A 19,450-nucleotide genomic window follows, 5' to 3' on the forward strand; every position below is an offset into this window, starting at 1 on the left:
CGCGGCTTAGACGGGGATTTTTATTCTAAAACGCGCCCCTTCTAAGTGGCTTTCTTCAATGCTGAGACTGCCGCCGTAGCTGTTGACGATTTCATCACATACCGCTAAGCCAATGCCCTGGCCTGGGGATTGAGTGTCGGCGCGGACCCCTCGCTGAATGATTTTTTGTCGTAGGCTCTCTTCGACACCGGGACCATCATCCTCAACGATTAATTCAAATTCCCCCTGTTCATTAAATTGAGCAGTCACTTGTACTTGGCTGATACAGAGGCGAAAGGCATTTTCCATTAAGTTGCCGCACAGTTCCATCAGATCGCCTTTATTACCAGGGAACAACAAGCTAGCGGGTATTTTTGCGCTAAATTGCACTTTTTTGTCGCGGTAAATTTTAAATAACATTTGAGCTAATTGATCCACTAGGGGCGCAATAGCGGTATGTTCCTGCTTTAACCCTTGGCGACCTAACATAGCGCGTTTGAGTTGATACTTAACTAATTGATCCATTTGGCTTATCTGCTCCATAATTTTCTCATTGGCAGATTGCTTATTTAAACTGGTATCGTCGGTTATCGCATGGACTGCCGCAAGGCGTGTCTTAAGGCTATGGGCAAGGTCATTCATGGCATTTTGATAGCGTTGCTGCTGGGCACAGGATTGTTGCAACATTTGGTTGAGTGCCTGTGTTACGCCTTCGAGTTCCACGGGATAACCGTCAGAGAGTGACTTACTCTTGCCCTGGTTAATCGATTGCAGCTCATTTTGCATCCTAACCAGTGGGCGCATTCCCCAATAAGCCGCACTGACCAGCAGTATCAACGCGAGCGCCAGTACCATGGCTAAGCGAATATAGGTGCGCTTACTGAATTTACTGTATTCCTGTTCGAGTTTGGCGGCATCTTTCATCACTAGCAGGTTGTAATGTACTCCCGCGATTTCTACCGCGAGTAAGTAGACAAAGTAGCCCCTGTCATCGGCTAAGGTTAAGTAATAGGGGGGCGAATCATAGCGTATTTCATTAAAGCGCTCGCAGGTATCAAATAAACCGCGATCAACGGCGAGGGAGGATGTCCATACCTGTTTGAATTTTTCATCGCAACTCGCAATCACATAACGTTCTTGTTTGTTATTCTCCTCAAGCCATGCGCTAGTATCGGGGATCAGATCGTGTTCCCGTAATTCAGCGGCGACTTGGGGGATTTCTGCTATCAGCTGGGCGGTTTCTTCATTGTAACTATTTTGCGCATGCAGAATGTTGACCATCCACGCGAGACCGAACCCCACTAAGGTGATAATCGATAGTGAGGTGAGAAACATCCGCGTGAGCAGGCGTTTCTTAAATTTTAATTTTAGTTGCATGGCAGATTGAACTTATATCCTTGGCCACGAATGGTGACTATGGGGGTATCTATCCCATCGCGGGTGAGTTTTTTGCGAAGACGACTGACCATGACTTCTATGGTATTAGGATCGCCTTCTTTATCACCATAAATCACATCGAGCAGTCGTTGTTTGGCGACAACTTCGTGACAATGGCGCATTAAGTACTCGAGAATTAGGTACTCGAAGGCGGTGACTTCCATTATTTCTTCACCCAGAGTCACTTGTTTAGCGGCGAGATCGAGCTTGAGCTCACCGCTGGTAATCACAGGTTTAACAAAGCCCGCGCTTCGTCTGACCAAGGCATCGAGTCTGGCGACAAGCTCTTCTTTTTGAAAAGGTTTTACTAAGTAGTCGTCGGCGCCTGCATTCAGGCCTTCCACTTTATCTTGCCAATTGACACGGGCAGTTAAGATGAGGATCGGCGCTTTAAGCCCCTCGTCGCGAAGCTGCTGGATAAGACTAATGCCGTCTTGATCGGGCAAACCTAGATCCACAATGGCGACATCGATAGGATAATTTGTCGCTTGGTAAAAACCTTCTTTGGCCGTAAGGGCGACTTGTACTTGATTGCCTAAATCGCTTAATTGTACTTTCAGATGGTGGGATAAAATAAGATCATCTTCAACTACCAAAATTCTCATAGTGCTCATGCCTCTAAGTCGATTAGGTCCAGTTTACGCAAATTATCCGAGAGGACCAAATATTGTCTTATCATATTCTAGATGAACTTAACCTTTGCTGACCAAGCTTATCCAGTGATTAAAATAAAAACTAATTTCTTGTCTTAAAAGGCATTTATCATCTTAGCGAATAGGCGATGAACGCCAACGGGCGTTTTGCATTCTTAAGCGTAATATCCCATTTCCACACAATAAGGAGCCTAAAGTAAAGAGCATCACGCCCCCCATAATGGCAGCCAATCTTATCCAAGGTACTTCTTGGGCAATACGCATTTGAATGGTTTCTACTGTGGTTACGCCCCAAACGGCGAATATACAGACAAATAGCACAACTTGAAGTAATCGCATAACGAGGCTGTGTTTGAGCAAGATACAAAAGGGCGCTAATGCGAATATGCCGGTCAAATACACTTGGTCATAACGTAAAAAGTGGGCGCTCAATAGCCAATATGCTGCGATTATCCATATTGTTCTCCACCACATAGTCTCTCCTCATCTTTGGAACAATATCTAGTGTGCTAATGTAGCGAAAAATAAAGTTACATTCTATTGGCATGTTCACAGATTTAAACATCACTATTAAGTTCGTCACTAAGATAAACGCCCAGCAAAGGCTGGGCGTTTTTAGGCTTAACTCATTGTATTAGGCTTTATTATCCATTTGATGGATTTGCTCATCAAAGCTGCGGGCTACTTTCCCGGCCTGGGTATTGTTGTACACGGCTTCGTTAAATTCACCCTCGGATTTAGCGATCACAACGGTCGCCACACAATCTCCAGTGACATTCACTGCGGTGCGTACCATATCGAGTAAACGGTCAACACCTATGATTAAGGCAATGCCCTCAACGGGTAAACCCACTTGATTTAGCACCATAGCGAGCATAATTAAACCAACACCGGGGACACCAGCCGTACCAATGGATGCCAGTGTTGCGGTAACAATAATCGCAGCATAGTCGGTAATGGTGAGCTCTATGCCAAAGACCTGTGCGATAAATACCGTGGCGACCCCCTGCATAATGGCGGTGCCATCCATGTTGATGGTTGCACCTAAGGGAAGGGTGAAGGAAGCAATTTTATTATCGACCCCCAGTCTATGCTCCGAAGCCTCGATAGTAATGGGCAGAGTGGCATTTGAACTGGCAGTCGAAAAGGCAAATAGCTGCACATCACGCATTTTGCGGATAAAAATCAGCGGATTTAAGCCTGAAAATAGTTTGAGTAAGATCGGATAAACAATAAATGCATGAATAAGCAATACAACCAGCACGACAAAAAAGTATTGAACCACACTGCCGAAGGTTTCTAAGCCTAACGTTAATGCCAATTTTCCCATCAAGGCAAACACACCATAGGGTGCTAGCTGCATGATAAGGGTCACCACGCGCATAATGACTTCATTCAAATCTTCAAACAATACGGCAATACGTTTTCCGCGTTCACCAATATGGGCAATGGCAAAACCAAAAATCACTGCAAAGATAATGATTTGCAGCATGTTGCCTTCGCTCATGGCCTGCATTGGGTTGGTTGGCACTATGCTAATTAACACATCTGCCAGACCCGGTGCATCCTTAGCCACGTAATGCATTTTCTCTGAGGCCAAAGAGGCATTACCTGGATGCACTATGACTGCGGCAATAATCGCAAGTACTAACGCAATCGCCGTGGTAAATAAATAAAAAGCCAATGTTTTGCCACCTAGGCGGCCCAACTTTGATGGTTCACTGAGGGAGCATGTCCCGCATACCAACGAAATAAAGACCAAAGGTACGACCAACATTTTTAAGCTTGAGATAAAAATGGTGCCAATAACATGTAAAAAGCCATTGGTAATATAGTCTTCAACAAAAGTGCTTTCGGGGAAAAAATTACGGAGCAAAAGTCCAAATATAATGCCTGCTGCCATACCAAGCAGGATTTTACTGGTGAGACCGAGTTTATTATTTAACGAGGTTGCCATGGGGGTTCCTGTGTGTTTTTTATACATTCTAATTTTTGGCGCCAATAAGCCTAGCAAGAAAATGCGCAAGTTGAAATGAGAACCGATACTAAACTAAGTGGATATTATGCGAAATAAAATAAGAGAGTTATGGAAAAGTTACGTGAAAATTGTGTAATGTTAGCCTATAAGTTATAAGCGTCAATCTTAGTATTATCATCTGAGTAACAGGGAGCCTGACAATGAAGTCAGCGTATAAGGTTTTTCTTGCAGGATTATGTTCACTTTTCTTAGTCGCGTGTGGTGGTGGAGGCAGTATAGGAGAGGACGATTCAGGAACGACACCCATTACTGTCACTATGGGTATTTCTAATACCAATATTTCAGCGGAAACGCCTGCAACAGTGACGGCGAAAGTGATTGATTCAAAAGTTGGTGCCTTGGAGGGTGAGTTAGTTACTTTTAGCTTGAATAATTCTGAAATGGGTTCTTTTTTCCCTGCCGTGGCAACCGCATTAACTGATAGTAAAGGGGTTGCTACTATTATATTGAATACCGCAACCATTGCTGGGGCTGGTACTGTTACCGGAACGATTGATAGTGGTGAATCCGGTAAAATAGGCTTTGTGATGGCTGGCGATGGTGGGGAAGCGGGTGGTGGTGCTCAAGTCACATTGAAGTTAACCGACTCAGCTGGAAATGCCATCGAGAGTATCACCTCAACCACACCTGGGATTTTAACAGCAACTATTACGGGTTTATCAAAAGCCGCTATCGTGACTTTTGATACCACAATTGGTGATTTACCAGTTAAAACGGCAATTACCGACGCGAATGGAAAAGCGAGTGTTAATTTATATGCAGGTAGTACACCGGGTGCTGGTACTGCAAAAGCATCCCTCAACACGGGGGAGTTTGGTGAACAAGTCTTCGTTGTTGGTGCGACCAATGTGTTGATGGGAAGTGGTACGCCGTTTGTGTCGGGGAAAGCCGATGTGAGTGCTACAACTTTGTCAGCGGGAGGAACAGCAACCGTTTCTATATTACTTCAAGATAGTGAAGGTAATCCCTTTACTGAACCTGTAGATGTTAAGTTTGCTTCGACCTGTTCCAATAAGGCGACTCCAGAAGCCGTGTTAAGCAGCCCGATAACCGCTGTGGGTGGCCAAGCTACCAGCACTTACCTTGCTAAGGGATGTGTGGGGGATGACAATATTACTGTTACTGCTGATGTGGGCGGCAAAAACCTTTCTGCGACTGGAACAATTAAAGTCTTGTCTGCAAGTGTTGGCAGTATTGTTTTCGTTGAAGCTACACCTGAAAATATTGGCATTAAAGGTACTGGAAGTGATGAATCTTCGACTCTGCGCTTTAGGGTGTTAGATACCAATGGTAACCCTGTTGCTAATCGAGCCGTGAGTTTTAAGTTAAATAATGAATCAGCAGGATTAGGGCTAACTCCACAGACGGCTACCTCTAATAGCCAAGGCTATGTTCAGACCGTTGTTAATTCAGGCACAGTTGCAACGACTGTTAGGGTTACCGCGAGTATCGATGGCACCGAACCACTTATTTCAAGTCAATCTAATGTACTGGTCGTTTCGACAGGTAAACCAGATCAAGACAGTTTTTCACTTTCTGCTTCAGTCCTTAACGTCGAAGGCTGGAATTATGATGGTGCTAAAGTCACTATTACCGCTCGTTTAGCCGATGCCTTTAACAACCCTGTACCCGATGGTACTGCCGTTATATTTACAGCTGAAGGTGGTTCGATCGAGAGCTCATGTCAAACACAAAATGGAGTCTGTTCCGTTGTATGGACAAGCCAGCAGCCCCGTCCTGCAGGTGTTGATGGAAATGGTCCCTTCTTTGATAGCAGTGGTAATTATATTCAAGATCCGGTAGCGATTTTAAAGCAGGAAGTCAATTTTGCTGGTGGGAGCTATTATGGCAATTATTTTGGGCAACCCTACGGTGGTCGAGTAACTATAACTGCAACAGCTATCGGTGAAGAGTCATTCCCTGATTTAAATAGTAATAATATTCTCGACACTGCAAGTGAATTTAATTTATTTGTCGGTACTACCACTAACTGTGGACGCGATAATAGTGGTGATTGTTATGATTTGAGCGAAGCCTATGTTGATCATAACGAAGATGGCATTTACACCCCTAAATATATAGGTGGAGCGTCCAATGATACCTCCGGTGCCCGTGAAACATTTACTGATTTTATCGATCCCGTCAACCCAACCGGACAAGGTGAATTTAACTTAGCCGATGGAGAATACAGCGGTGTTTTATGTGATGCGTCGGTTTCTAGTGTGAAATGTAGCCCGCAGGCATCGATTTCTGTTCGCCGCTCACTTGTATTAGTGATGTCAAGTAGTGAAGCTTTTGCTACACGGATAGAAAATGTCGCAATTGTTGATAATGTGGCGGGCAATCAGCAAATTGATATTGGCCTAAAAGGAACGGCCTCAGTGATGTTTACTATTGCTGATATCAATAATCAGCAGATGCCTGCAGGAACGGTTGTGAACTTCAAAGCCTCGGGGGCGACTGTCACAAGTTCTGCAAGTTATACTTGGCCGAGTACTAATTACAATGGCGGTAGACAGTTTGTGGTCAGTTTAAAAGGTGGTGAACAAGCTGATTCAGGTAATTTAATCGTGACTGTAACTACACCTGGTTTAAGTGATGTAGGGCTTGAAGGGACGACCTCTGAAGTCTTAAATATACCTATTGTTGTGAAATAGCCTAAGTATTTATATCTAAAAAATAAGGTGCTAGTAGCACCTTATTTTTTCATGCAAAACTGAATTTATCGCTGGAACTGATAAACACTACCTAATTTCATGATTTGCGTTAGCTCATCTAAGGCGGTGCGCGATTCAATAAGCAACTGTGGATCCGCCAAGTCTTGAGTGGTTAATCTGTCACGGTAGTGTTTTTCAACCCAAGTATTTAAGCGGCTAAATAAGGCATCATCCATTAAGGTGTGTTGATTCACCGCTGCAACTTCTCTTTCATTCATGGCGACACGTAAACGCAAACAGGCAGGGCCGCCACCGTTTTGCATACTTTGTTTTACATCGAAATAGCGCACTTGTTTAATGGGCGTGTTTAGCGTGAGTAATTCATTTAAATAGGCAAATACCGCTGGGTTTTCTTGACAATCTGTGGGGGCAATAATCGCCATATCCCCCGAGGGTAGGGTGATAATTTGAGTGTTAAATAAATAGCTCTTTACGGCGTCGTTAATCGCCACTTTTGCCGTTGGGACCTCGATAAAAAACAGTTCAGTGTCGAGCTTACGTTTAATTTCATCAATTTTTGGCTGGGTATTTAAGAATGCTTGCTCATGGTAGAACAGGACATTTTGGTTACCTACGGCGATAACGTCATTGTGAAATACGCCTTGGTCAATCACATCGGGGTTTTGTTGGATAAAAACACAATTATCCTCTTCAAGCTGATGTAGACGCGCTACCGCCATCGATGCTTCTAAGGTTTGTCTAGCTGGATACTTTTGCGGTTTAGGCGCATTGGGATTGGTGGCTTCCTGCCCATAAACGAACAGTTCTACACCGGCATGGCCGTATTCGTTACAGAGGCGGGTGTGGTTTGCCGCGCCTTCGTCACCGAAGCTATTATGTTCAGGTAAATGATTATGGTGATGAAAATAGTGGGGATCGTTGAAAGTTGCTGTTAAGATGCGCCCCGTTGTGATGGGCTCGAGACTACGGTGCAATTTATCGACCAGATTGGCTGGGGTAAAATGCAGTTTGCCGTCACGAGTATCCGCACTTGGCGATACGGTCGCAGCATTGGCTGTCCACATGCTGGATGCACTGCAACAGGCATTAAGCAGCGCTGGAGCCTCTCTCGCGGCTTGTTGTAACACTTGAGCATCGTTGCCTGAAAAACCAATTCGGCGCAGTGTATAGATATCTGGGCGTTCTTGGGGCGCTAACATGCCTTGAACTATCCCTAAATCGGCCAGAGCTTTAGCTTTTTGTAGACCTTGTTTTGCAGCAGCCTTAGGGTTAGATACCAGTGCGGCGTTGCTGAGTGAGGCCACATTGCCAAAAGACAATCCCGCATAATTGTGGGTTGGGCCAACGAGTCCGTCAAAATTCGCTTCAAAGTGCTTCATTGCTTATCCTTGTGATAGGGAAGGTTATTATTTGTTCATATGCTCCCTGAGGGGACCCAGTATACTGAAGCTATTCGTGTGCACAAGCGGACGGTTTTGTGCTCAAAGCGACTTTTTCGCAATAAATGCATAACTATTTCTTGCTTGCTGGCAAATAATGAAATATTAGTTTTTAATTACGCAATATTATTTTTTTACATTTTTTCAACTTTGGTTAAAAAGTGACTCGCTGGTACATATAAAAGAGGGATTAGCTTGAAACAATCAGTGCAACCCTCTATATATGGAGCCAATTTCCACCTTCTTGAGATTTTTTGGCGCAAATCAAACTATGGGTAAATCGCTAGTTATTGTCGAATCGCCGGCCAAAGCTAAGACTATTAATAAATATCTTGGCAAAGAGTTCATCGTTAAATCGAGTGTGGGTCATATCCGTGATCTACCTACATCCTCCACCTCCGAAGGCAATGAAAAGGTTAAATCCGCTGCCGAAGTGAAGAAGATGACGCCTGAAGAAAAGGCGCGATATAAAAAGGTGAAAGATCAGCAAGCGCTGGTGTCTCGCATGGGCGTTAACCCTGAAAAGGGCTGGGCGGCTAAATATCAAATCCTGCCGGGTAAAGAAAAGGTCGTAAAGGAGCTTCAGGCGTTAGCCGATTCCGCTGACCAAATTTATCTCGCAACCGACTTAGACCGTGAGGGAGAAGCCATCGCCTGGCATTTGCAGGAGGTGATTGGTGGTGATCCTTCACGGTATCAACGTGTGGTGTTTAATGAGATCACTAAGTCAGCGATTCAGGATGCCTTTAGCAAGCCGTCGACGCTCGACACTAACATGGTCAATGCCCAGCAGGCGCGTCGCTTCTTAGACCGAGTGGTGGGGTTTATGGTGTCGCCACTGCTGTGGAAAAAAGTGGCCCGTGGTTTATCCGCAGGACGAGTGCAATCGGTTGCCGTGCGTTTAGTGGTTGAACGTGAAAGCGAAATCAAAGCCTTTGTGCCAGAAGAGTTTTGGGATGTGCACGCCTTACTGAATACTCCTTCGAGCGATGCGCTGCGGATGGAAGTGGTTAAACACCTCGATTCTGCTTTTGAACCGACGAACGAACAGCAAGCCTTAGCGGCTGTGCAGGCCCTATCTTCCGCGAGTTTTAAAGTGATTGCCCGCGAAGATAAAGCCACCCAAAGTAAACCTTCTGCCCCCTTTATCACCTCGACGTTGCAGCAGGCTGCAAGTACACGTTTAGGTTTTGGGGTGAAGAAAACCATGATGATGGCCCAGCGTTTATATGAAGCGGGTCATATCACTTATATGCGTACTGACTCGACGAACTTAAGCCAAGAAGCGTTAGACAGTGTGCGTGAGATGATCGGCAAGGAATACGGTGCCAAGTATTTACCTTCTGAGCCTATCCGTTACGGTTCTAAAGAAGGTGCACAGGAAGCGCACGAAGCGATTAGACCCTCTAACGTAAAAGTCGAAGCCGCAGCATTAACCGATATGGAACGTGACGCCCAGCGGCTCTACGAGCTGATTTGGCGTCAGTTTGTTTCTTGCCAGATGACACCTGCCCAATATGATGCCACTCGATTAACCGTTAAAGCGGGTGACTATGAGTTAAAAGCCTCGGGCCGAACCCTGCGCTTTGACGGTTGGACACGTGTGCAAACTGCGCTTAAGAAGAAAAATGAAGAGGACAATACTCTGCCGTTTGTGAACGAAGGAGATGTGCTTTCATTAACTGAATTACAACCTAAACAACACTTTACAAAACCGCCAGCGCGTTACAGTGAAGCATCATTAGTCAAAGAATTAGAAAAGCGTGGCATTGGTCGTCCGTCTACCTATGCGACTATTATTTCGACGATTCAAGACCGTGGCTATGTCAAAGTGGAAAACCGTCGCTTTTACGCTGAGAAAATGGGCGAAATCGTTAGTGAACGTTTAGTCAGTAGTTTTGCCGATTTAATGAATTATGATTTTACCGCCAGCATGGAGCAAACCTTAGATGATGTTGCCCGTGGCGAGTTAGATTGGAAAAAAGTGCTCGATGGGTTCTACGCTGACTTTACGAAGCAATTAGAAAAAGCGGAGCTTGATCCCGAAGAAGGCGGTATGCGTCTAAACCAAATGGTGATGACCAATATCAAGTGCCCAACCTGTGGCCGCCCTATGGGGATCCGCACCGGGACGACAGGTGTGTTCCTCGGCTGCTCTGGCTATGAGTTACCGCCAAAAGAGCGCTGCAAGACCACAATGAACTTAACGCCTGGCGTTGAGGCCATTAGTGAAAACAGTGAAGATGCGGAAACCGATGCACTGCGAGCCAAACATCGCTGCGGTATCTGTGGCACCGCCATGGATAGCTATCTGATTGATGAAAAACGTAAGTTGCACGTCTGCGGTAATAACCCCCAGTGTGAAGGTTACGAAGTCGAAGAAGGCCAATTCAAGATTAAAGGCTATGAAGGTCCACTGATTGAGTGTGATCGCTGTGGTCACGATATGGAACTGAAAAACGGCCGCTTCGGTAAGTACTTCGGCTGTACTAACGAAGAATGTAAAAACACACGTAAGTTGTTGAAAAATGGTGAGGCAGCGCCACCAAAAGAAGATCCAATCTATTTACCTGAGCTCAAATGCAGTAAGTCAGATGCGCATTTTGTGCTGCGTGATGGCGCCGCGGGTATCTTCCTTGCTGCGAGTACTTTCCCTAAATCTCGGGAAACGAGAGCGCCTTTGGTGGAAGAGTTAGTCAAGTACCGTGACTTACTCTGGCCTAAGTATCAATACTTAGCCGATGCGCCAGTGACAGACGATGAAGGCAATAAGGCCGCGGTCAAGTTTAGCCGTAAGACTAAAGAGCAATACGTTGCCACTGAAGTTGATGGTAAAGCCACTGGTTGGTCTGCCCATTATATCAATGGTAAGTGGGTCACTGAGTCCTCCACTAAAAAAGCGAAGAAAGCCTAGTATAGAATGTGTGATTGACATGCACTAATAAAAAAGCCAAGTCATTAATTGACTTGGCTTTTTTATTATCTAACTTTTTATAAGTATCCAATTTTATTATCTAACTTTTTATAAGTATCCAATCCGGTTTTGCTTAACGTATATCGAGAGCCATCACCATTTCTTTTTAGGCTGGAACAACATATCGATATCATCTTCCTCATTTTTAGATCTAGGTGCACTTGGCTCAGATTGTTTTTGAGCGCCCATAATCTCATCGAGTAGCATTTTTGCTTCATCAACCTTGCGGCCAATAAAGGGGTCATTGGGTGTCTGTGCTTTAATCGCATGCAAAGTGGCCAAAGCTTTAGTCACCATTTGTTTGGAAGAACCATACTGTTTCATAAAACTCGCCGCACGGGCGCGGGAAAGCATAGAATCAACATTTATCCTGAGCTGCAAACTATCTATACGGTTTTCTTCCTGCGCAAAAACATTTGGATCAACACGGCCCTTATTGTGTTCTGCCCGTAATATTGCCTTGAGTTTTTTGAGGGTTTGCACTAAAGCTAAAATCTGTTTGTCGTTGTCTGGTAGCCTAAAACCCTCAATAGGAGGGGCTTGTGGAGGACTTGATTGTAACGAGTCTATCTGATTTTTAATATCGGCGAGACGACGTTGAAAATCCGCCTTTTGTTGGATGGCGCTGAGTGTCGTTGCTATTTCTAACGCATCTTGAACGCGGCGATACAGCACCAACATAATATGGGTACTGCAAGGTATCATGCCGGTATTGGATAATACCGTTTCCGTTTCATCGATGATGGCCCTTTGACGAGCAAACTCGATGCGACGCTCAGCCTCAGCACGTTCTTTTTGTTGTTGTATAACGTTAATTCCGATAACAAGCAGTAAAAGTGCACCGATGAGGATCAGAACCAAGGTGAATGACATAGATGTTCCATTATTTATCCAATTGAGCTAATGCTACAATAAATCAATAAACTAGCATAGTTATCTTAGCCTAGGTTATCATTTCTGTCGTATGAATCTTTAGACTTGTGCTCTATATTCCTATTTGCTTTAATTTTTACGTTATACTATAACGATTGATTATAGATGAGTGTGATGTTACCACTCAATGAACAATACCTTTATGCGTATTTGAGACAAGGATAGAAGATGAAACTGCAACAGCTCAGGTATATTGCCGAGGTGGTAAAACATAACCTCAATGTATCGGCAACCGCTGAAAATTTGTATACCTCTCAACCAGGGATCAGTAAACAAGTTCGCATGTTGGAAGATGAGTTGGGGATCCAAATTTTTGGCCGAAGCGGTAAACATTTGACCCATGTAACGCCTGCTGGACTGCAGGTCATTAATATTGCCAATGATATTTTAGGTAAAGTTGAAAGCATTAAAAAAGTGTCGGAAGAGTACACTAAGCCGGATCAAGGTGAGTTAAATATTGCCACCACAGATACCCAAGCGCGTTATGCTTTGCCGCATATTATTCGCCAGTTTATCGACCGTTACCCTAAAGTTAACTTACATATGCACCAAGGCACTCCTTCACAGATCAGTGAGCAAGCTGCCCGCGGCGATGCGGATTTTGCGATTGCCACCGAAGCCATGCATTTATACTCAGATTTAATCATGTTGCCTTGCTACCACTGGAATCGCTCGGTGGTGGTGCCTAAAGATCATCCTCTTGCCTCACGTAGCCATATCAGCATCGAAGATTTAGCTCGTTTTCCGTTGGTGACCTATGTATTTGGATTTGACCGTGCCTCTGAAATCGAGAAAGCCTTTAATCGCGCTAACTTAGAGCCTAGGGTGGTATTCAGTGCGACCAGTGCCGATGTATTAAAAACCTATGTTCGTTTAGGTTTAGGCGTAGGGGTGATTGCTTCTATGGCAATCGATCTCAATGTGGATAAAGATTTAGTCGCCATAGATGCAGGGCATTTATTTACCCACAGTACGACGAAAATTGGTTTTAGGAAGGGCAGTTTTTTACGCAGTTATATGTATGATTTTATTCAACACTTTGCGCCACATTTGACGCGGGATGTGGTTGAAAAGGCCGTTGCTTTGCGGGATCAACAGTTAATTGATGAGATGTTTGCCGATAAAAACCTCCCCATGCGTTAACTCTGCTAGTCCGATAAAAAATGCCGCGAATATTCGCGGCATTTTTTATCGGACAATTAAATTTTACCCTTCTGATAGAGGATGGCGTCCTCAGGATCACGTCTTAAGATAAATCACCCTTATCCATCTCGAGCTGAGCGAGGGCGATAACGGCTTGAGTGCGGTTACGCACACCGAGTTTTCGAAAAATCGCCGTCGCATGGGCTTTGATGGTGGCCTCTGATACGCCAAGATCGTAGGCAATTTGCTTATTCAGTAAACCTTCGGCAAACATTTGCAGCACTTTATATTGCTGAGGGGTGAGATCCGACAGCTTACTCGCCATTTTATCGGTATCGTCATCTTCAATTGGGATAATTTCTGCCCCCGCAGGTAGCCAAATATCACCAAATAAGACTGCACTTAATGCTTCTTTTAGGGTTTCCATCGATGCCGATTTAGGAATAAAGCCACTGCTACCGTAGTGGATTGCACGGCTTATCGTATTGATATCTTCATGGGCAGAAATTACCACCACGGGAAGGTCTGGATAGTGGGAACGTAAGTGGATCAAGGTGGAATAACCGTGGGAGCCAGGCATTTGTAAGTCCAGCAGCACTAAATCGTAGCTGGTATTTTGTGCGTCTAAAACCGATTGTAATGCATCGGCACTGTCTGCTTCATACCATTGGGCATGCTCAAAGGCACTGGTGAGTGCCTGACGTAGTGCATTTCTGAACAATGGATGATCGTCTGCGATAATGATATTTAAGTTTTCTAGCTTCATGGCTTTTATGATTATGTTCGTGGCGCGTGAAGATTGAACTCAATGTAACAGAAAAGTAATAGGGGAGCCTATTGCTTTATGCAGGAATTTTGACAAAATTTTTATATGTTTCTTGTTGTTATACTTTTGTCTAGTGGTTGTTAGCTATGAATGGAGGTGAACATTGCCCCAAAAACAGTTGCATTTAAGGGGCCAAGTATATTGCCTTGAGTGCTTAAATTCTATTCAGCCGTCCAGACTTGCGTGGGATTTCGTTGTTCGTCTACAGCAACAAAGGTAAACACGCCACGTATCGCATGCTCACGGTGATCTTGGTACATATTCTCCACGAAGATATTTACTTCGACTTTTAAGGAGGTATTGCCGACATGGATCACCCGGGCGATCAGTTCCGCTAGTGTGCCAGCGGGGATCGGTTTTTTAAAATCGATACGGTCAGAACTCACAGTGACTAAGGTTTTACGGCAAAAACGGGTCGCGGCGATAAACGCTGTTTCATCCATCCACGCTAAGGCTTCGCCACCAAATAAGGTGTTGTGATGATTAGTAATAGAGGGGAAAACGGCTTTGATTACACGGGCTTCGGATTGATTGATCCTTTGCTCAATAGCGTCTGAAAACGTCGGATGTGAAGTATCGAGGGAATTTGGCATACGGCAACCTGAGGTTATGCATTTTTAACGAGGCGCAATTATAGTGAGTTTTAATTTTGAATGATAGAAAACGCCTATTCCAATCTGTTTTAAAGCCAAACTAAAAGTAAAAAGGCTTCCATTGGAAGCCTTGAGTTATTGCTTTACTATGTTTATTGGCCTAATAAGGCTCGTCTATCGCGGGAAGCTTTGGCCAGATCCCGCAGTAACTTTTCTGAATCATCCCAGTGTAGGCAGGAATCGGTGATACTTTTGCCGTAACAGAGTGGTTGTCCTTTGACGACCTTTTGATTGCCTTCCTGTAAGAAACTTTCGGCCATTATCCCGGCAATTGCCGTGCTACCCGCACGCATTTGCGCCATGATGTCGTCGGCAACGGCTAATTGCTTAAGGTGATTTTTTTCACTGTTACCGTGGCTGAAGTCCACGACCACTCGAGGCGTGACATCAACGGACTCAAGCTTTAAACGCGCTTCTTCAATATCCTGCGCGAAGTAATTAGGCTTTTTGCCGCCGCGCAATATGATATGGCCAAAAGGATTACCGTGGGTGCGATAGACCGCCATGGCGCCATCTTTATCCGGTGAATAGAAGATATGCGGCACTTTTGCGGCGCGCACCGCATCGACGGCGATATTGATATTGCCATCGGTACCGTTTTTAAAACCCACGGGGCAGGAGAGGGCTGAGGCCATTTCTCGGTGCACTTGGCTTTCGGTGGTGCGTGCGCCAATGGCGCCCCAAGTGATTAAATCAGCTATATATTGACCGTTCACCATATCTAAAAATTCGGTGGCTATGGGTAACTTTAATTCGGTGATCTGTTGCAGCAATTCACGGGCAATACGCAGACCTTTATTGGGTTCGAAACTGCCATCGAGATCGGGGTCGGATATCAAGCCTTTCCAGCCAACGATAGTGCGTGGTTTTTCGAAATAAACGCGCATTAAAATGCACAAGTCCTCTTTCAATTCTTGATGCAAGGCCGCTAAACGTTGGGCATATTCGAGGGCAGCCTTAGTATCATGAATTGAGCAGGGGCCAATGATCACCAGCAGGCGCTGATCTTCGCCCATAATAATGGCTTCAACTTCACGACGTTGTTGGATCAGATAGTCGGCGGCTTCTTGGGTTAATGGGTACTCAGATGCCAGTTGTGCAGGTGAGATGACTTTAGCTAATAAAGAAGTACGTAATTCGTCTGTTTTAATGGTCATTCAAAATACCGAGCTTGCATGCGGCGCTTTTCGCCAGATTGCCACGGATTATAACGAATCGAGCCGAGTTGCACAGTGCCAATTGTGCTAATTGTCGGCATCTGTGCAATGAATTTAATTTAACTTAGATCTATTTAACCTAAATTTGCCCTTGTGGATTAGCAGGTTAAGGTCTGTTGATTTAGAACATATGACGCTCAAGACCCGTCACATCTAAAATCTTAGTCGCAATCTCTTCAACCGAATGATTGGTGGTGTCTATATAGGGAATACGTTCACGTTTAAACATCATTTCCACTTCTTTGACCTCTAAGCGACACTGTTTGAGCGATGAATAGCGACTATTCTCCATTCGGCTTTGGCGGATTTCATGTAAGCGCACGGGATCAATGGTTAAACCAAACAGTTTTTTCTTATTGCGTTTCAGCGCTTCAGGTAACTTAAGGTTATCCATATCATCTTCGGTGAAAGGGTAGTTTGCCGCTTTTATGCCGAACTGCATGGATAAATACAGGCTCGATGGGGTTTTGCCACAGCGAGAGACTCCAAGTAAAACCAGATCGGCTTCATCCATGTGTTTCATGGTCTGGCCGTCATCGTTATCCATCGCAAAATTAATGGCATCGATACGGGCTTCATAGCCATGATTAGCTTTGCCGTGGGTACGGTGAACTACGGGTGAGGCGCTTACGCCTAAATGTTGCTCAAGTGGTGCCACAAAAGTATTTAAAAAATCATAATCTACCCCTTCACTCGAGTAGATGATGTCGCGAATTTCGGCTTTTACGATCGAATGGAACACTAATGGCCGTTCACCTGTTGTAATAAAACAATCATTAATTTGTCGCTTAACTTGCTCGGCTTTCGTTAAGGTTTCAACAAATGGAATCGTAAGTGACTCAAATTCTAGTGGAAATTGCGAGAGAACTGCATGTCCAAAAACCTCAGCTGTGATCGCTGTCCCGTCGGAGATGTAGAATACCTTTGGTGCCATACTGACCTCTTGTAGTAATAAAATTACAAATAAAATTATAGATTTACGCTTCTTCGGCAGGAGTGTAAAATGCCGCTGCCCTCGTGTGAAGGGGCCACTGAAATAAACTTGCGGAGATAGAACTGTGCAGCAATACGTACTCTGGTATCAGGAATTAGGCATGGGTGACGTCAACTTAGTTGGCGGTAAAAATGCTTCTCTAGGCGAGATGATCAGCAATCTGGCCAATGCCGGTGTTCAAGTACCTGGCGGATTTGCGACGACTTCTTATGCGTTCAATGAGTTCCTTGAACAAAGTGGAGTAAACCAGAAGATTTATGACATTCTAGCCACACTGGATGTAGATGATGTCAATGCACTGGCAAAAGTAGGTGCACAGATCAGACAATGGGTGATTGACACCCCATTCCAACCAGCTTTAGAGCAAGCCATTCGTGAAGCTTACGATAAACTTGCCGCTGAAACTAGCGATGCGTCATTCGCGGTTCGTTCTTCTGCCACCGCAGAAGATATGCCAGATGCCTCTTTTGCTGGTCAGCAAGAAACCTTCTTAAACGTGAAAGGATTTGACTCAGTTCTCGTGGCTATCAAGCACGTGTTCGCGTCACTCTTTAACGACCGTGCTATTTCATACCGTGTTCACCAAGGTTATGAACACCACGGTGTTGCCCTGTCTGCCGGCGTCCAACGCATGGTTCGTTCAGACAAAGCGGCATCAGGTGTGATGTTCACTATGGACACTGAATCAGGCAACAATGATGTCGTGTTTATCACTTCCTCTTTCGGTCTGGGTGAAATGGTCGTTCAAGGCGCGGTAAACCCTGACGAATTCTATGTTCACAAACCTATCCTTTCTCAAGGCCATAAAGCCGTTGTTCGCCGTAATATCGGTAGCAAGCTCATCCAGATGGTGTATTCCGATGATGCTGCTCACGGCAAACAAGTGAAAATTGAAGATGTTGCCGCTGACAAGCGTCGTCAATTCTCTATCAATGACGCAGAAGTGATGGAATTGGCTAAACAAGCCATGGTTATCGAAAAACACTACGGTCGTCCAATGGACATCGAGTGGGCGAAAGACGGTAATGATGGCAAACTCTACATCGTTCAAGCGCGTCCAGAAACGGTTCGTAGCCGTGAAGATGTGCAATTGATTGAGCGTTACCACTTAAAGAGCCGTGGCGCTGTGATCTCTGAAGGTCGTGCTATCGGTCATAAAGTGGGTTCAGGTGTGGCTAAGGTATTAACCTCAATCGCCGACATGGATCAAATCCAACCTGGCGATGTGTTAGTGACTGACATGACAGATCCAGATTGGGAACCTATCATGAAGCGCGCCAGCGCCATCGTCACGAACCGTGGCGGTCGTACCTGTCACGCGGCGATTATTGCCCGTGAATTAGGTGTACCCGCTGTGGTAGGTTGTGGTGATGTGACTGACCGTATCAAGAATGGTCAATTAGTGACTGTGTCTTGCGCCGAAGGCGACACAGGCTTCATTTATGAAGGTAAACAAGAGTTTGAAGTGATTTCAAACCGTGTTGATTCACTGCCTGCATTACCGATGAAAATTATGATGAACGTGGGTAACCCTGATCGCGCATTCGACTTTGCCCGTTTGCCAAACGAAGGTGTCGGTTTAGCGCGTTTAGAATTCATTATCAACCGCATGATCGGTATTCACCCGAAAGCGCTGCTTGAATTCAATCAACAAGACGCCGCTCTGCAAACTGAAATTAACGAGATGATCGCAGGTTATGAGTCACCCGTTGAGTTCTATATTGCGCGCTTAGTGGAAGGTATCGCATCAATCGGTTCGGCTTTCTATCCGAAGAAAGTGATCGTACGTATGTCAGACTTTAAGTCTAACGAATACGCAAACTTAGTTGGTGGTGATCGTTACGAGCCAGAAGAAGAGAACCCAATGCTGGGCTTCCGCGGTGCAAGCCGTTATATCTCTGAATCCTTCCGTGACTGTTTCGCCCTAGAGTGTGAAGCGATCAAGCGCGTTCGTAACGACATGGGTCTGAAAAACGTTGAAGTGATGATCCCGTTTGTACGTACCGTGAAAGAAGCCGAACAAGTCGTTGGCCTATTGAAAGAGCAAGGTTTAGAGCGTGGTAAAGATGGCCTACGCGTCATTATGATGTGTGAAGTGCCTTCAAACGCGCTGTTAGCGGATCAATTCCTTGAGCACTTCGATGGTTTCTCTATCGGCTCAAACGACTTAACCCAGCTAACACTTGGCTTAGACCGTGACTCAGGCATTATTAGTCATCTGTTTGATGAGCGTAATGAAGCCGTTAAGATCCTATTGTCTATGGCGATTAAAGCAGCTAAGGCTAAGGGTGCTTATATCGGTATCTGTGGTCAAGGTCCTTCAGATCACGCCGATTTCGCGGCTTGGTTAGTTGAACAAGGTATCGATACCGTGTCTCTGAACCCTGATACTGTTATTGATACATGGTTATATTTGGCCGAAGCCCACGGGTGATCTAGGCTGTAATTTGATAAAGATGTTAAAAAAGCCGCTTTGAGCGGCTTTT

At 45.0% G+C, this 19,450-nt stretch carries 14 protein-coding genes; 4 read left to right on the forward strand and 10 right to left on the reverse strand.

Annotated elements, in window-relative coordinates; translation table 11 throughout:
- Positions 1-6 precede the first annotated feature (6 nt).
- The 4 genes from MJO46_RS00835 to MJO46_RS00850 all read right to left on the reverse strand — a co-directional run bounded on the left by MJO46_RS00835 (position 7) and on the right by MJO46_RS00850 (position 4,026).
- Complete coding sequence (locus MJO46_RS00835; RefSeq protein ID WP_253987696.1) at positions 7-1,356, reverse strand: sensor histidine kinase; 1,350 nt, start codon at positions 1,354-1,356, stop codon at positions 7-9.
- Positions 1,347-2,021 (reverse strand): response regulator, encoded by a 675-nt coding sequence (locus MJO46_RS00840; protein ID WP_198780197.1) that lies wholly within the window; start codon positions 2,019-2,021, stop codon positions 1,347-1,349. The genes MJO46_RS00835 and MJO46_RS00840 overlap by 10 nt, the downstream gene beginning before the upstream one ends.
- 162 nt (positions 2,022-2,183) lie before the next feature.
- A complete protein-coding gene (locus MJO46_RS00845; protein ID WP_253987697.1) occupies positions 2,184-2,543 on the reverse strand; it encodes a hypothetical protein in 360 nt (119 codons plus the stop codon).
- Positions 2,544-2,703: 160 nt separating this feature from the next.
- Entirely contained in the window at positions 2,704-4,026 is a 1,323-nt protein-coding gene (locus MJO46_RS00850; RefSeq protein WP_253987698.1) for a dicarboxylate/amino acid:cation symporter, read from the reverse strand.
- 221 nt (positions 4,027-4,247) lie between these two features.
- Here MJO46_RS00850 and MJO46_RS00855 point away from each other — a divergent pair, with 221 nt between their 5' ends.
- Positions 4,248-6,764: an invasin domain 3-containing protein gene (locus MJO46_RS00855; RefSeq protein ID WP_253987699.1), complete on the forward strand. Its 2,517-nt coding sequence runs from the start codon at positions 4,248-4,250 to the stop codon at positions 6,762-6,764.
- A 65-nt stretch (positions 6,765-6,829) separates the two neighbouring features.
- Here the strand turns inward: MJO46_RS00855 and astB are convergent, their stop codons facing one another.
- Positions 6,830-8,164 (reverse strand): N-succinylarginine dihydrolase, encoded by a 1,335-nt coding sequence (astB, locus tag MJO46_RS00860; protein ID WP_253987700.1) that lies wholly within the window; start codon positions 8,162-8,164, stop codon positions 6,830-6,832.
- Between the two features lie 331 nt (positions 8,165-8,495).
- Between astB and topA the strand changes: the two genes are divergently transcribed.
- Complete coding sequence (topA, locus tag MJO46_RS00865) at positions 8,496-11,138, forward strand: type I DNA topoisomerase (protein ID WP_253987701.1); 2,643 nt, start codon at positions 8,496-8,498, stop codon at positions 11,136-11,138.
- A gap of 153 nt (positions 11,139-11,291) precedes the next feature.
- On the opposite strand, the gene zomB is transcribed toward topA, so the two are convergent.
- A complete protein-coding gene (zomB, locus tag MJO46_RS00870; protein ID WP_253987702.1) occupies positions 11,292-12,071 on the reverse strand; it encodes a flagellar motor control protein ZomB in 780 nt (259 codons plus the stop codon).
- Between the two features lie 228 nt (positions 12,072-12,299).
- On the opposite strand from zomB, the gene cysB reads away from it, so the two are divergent.
- Complete coding sequence (gene cysB, locus MJO46_RS00875) at positions 12,300-13,274, forward strand: HTH-type transcriptional regulator CysB (protein WP_253987703.1); 975 nt, start codon at positions 12,300-12,302, stop codon at positions 13,272-13,274.
- A gap of 103 nt (positions 13,275-13,377) precedes the next feature.
- On the opposite strand, the gene MJO46_RS00880 is transcribed toward cysB, so the two are convergent.
- From MJO46_RS00880 to MJO46_RS00895, 4 genes are all read right to left on the reverse strand, one after another.
- A complete protein-coding gene (locus MJO46_RS00880) occupies positions 13,378-14,040 on the reverse strand; it encodes a response regulator transcription factor (protein WP_253987704.1) in 663 nt (220 codons plus the stop codon).
- Positions 14,041-14,261: 221 nt separating this feature from the next.
- Positions 14,262-14,693 carry an acyl-CoA thioesterase gene (locus MJO46_RS00885; protein ID WP_253987705.1) on the reverse strand — a complete coding sequence of 144 codons (432 nt, stop codon included), beginning with the start codon at positions 14,691-14,693 and terminating at the stop codon, positions 14,262-14,264.
- A 152-nt stretch (positions 14,694-14,845) separates the two neighbouring features.
- Positions 14,846-15,910 carry a 3-deoxy-7-phosphoheptulonate synthase gene (locus MJO46_RS00890; protein ID WP_253987706.1) on the reverse strand — a complete coding sequence of 355 codons (1,065 nt, stop codon included), beginning with the start codon at positions 15,908-15,910 and terminating at the stop codon, positions 14,846-14,848.
- 181 nt (positions 15,911-16,091) lie between these two features.
- Positions 16,092-16,904, reverse strand: coding sequence for a pyruvate, water dikinase regulatory protein (locus MJO46_RS00895; protein WP_198780186.1), 813 nt, complete (start codon positions 16,902-16,904; stop codon positions 16,092-16,094).
- A 124-nt stretch (positions 16,905-17,028) separates the two neighbouring features.
- Between MJO46_RS00895 and ppsA the strand changes: the two genes are divergently transcribed.
- Entirely contained in the window at positions 17,029-19,398 is a 2,370-nt protein-coding gene (ppsA, locus tag MJO46_RS00900; protein WP_253987707.1) for a phosphoenolpyruvate synthase, read from the forward strand.
- The last annotated feature ends 52 nt before the right edge of the window (positions 19,399-19,450 follow it).

Source organism: Shewanella sp. KJ2020 (assembly GCF_024197625.1).
Taxonomy (GTDB): domain Bacteria; phylum Pseudomonadota; class Gammaproteobacteria; order Enterobacterales; family Shewanellaceae; genus Shewanella.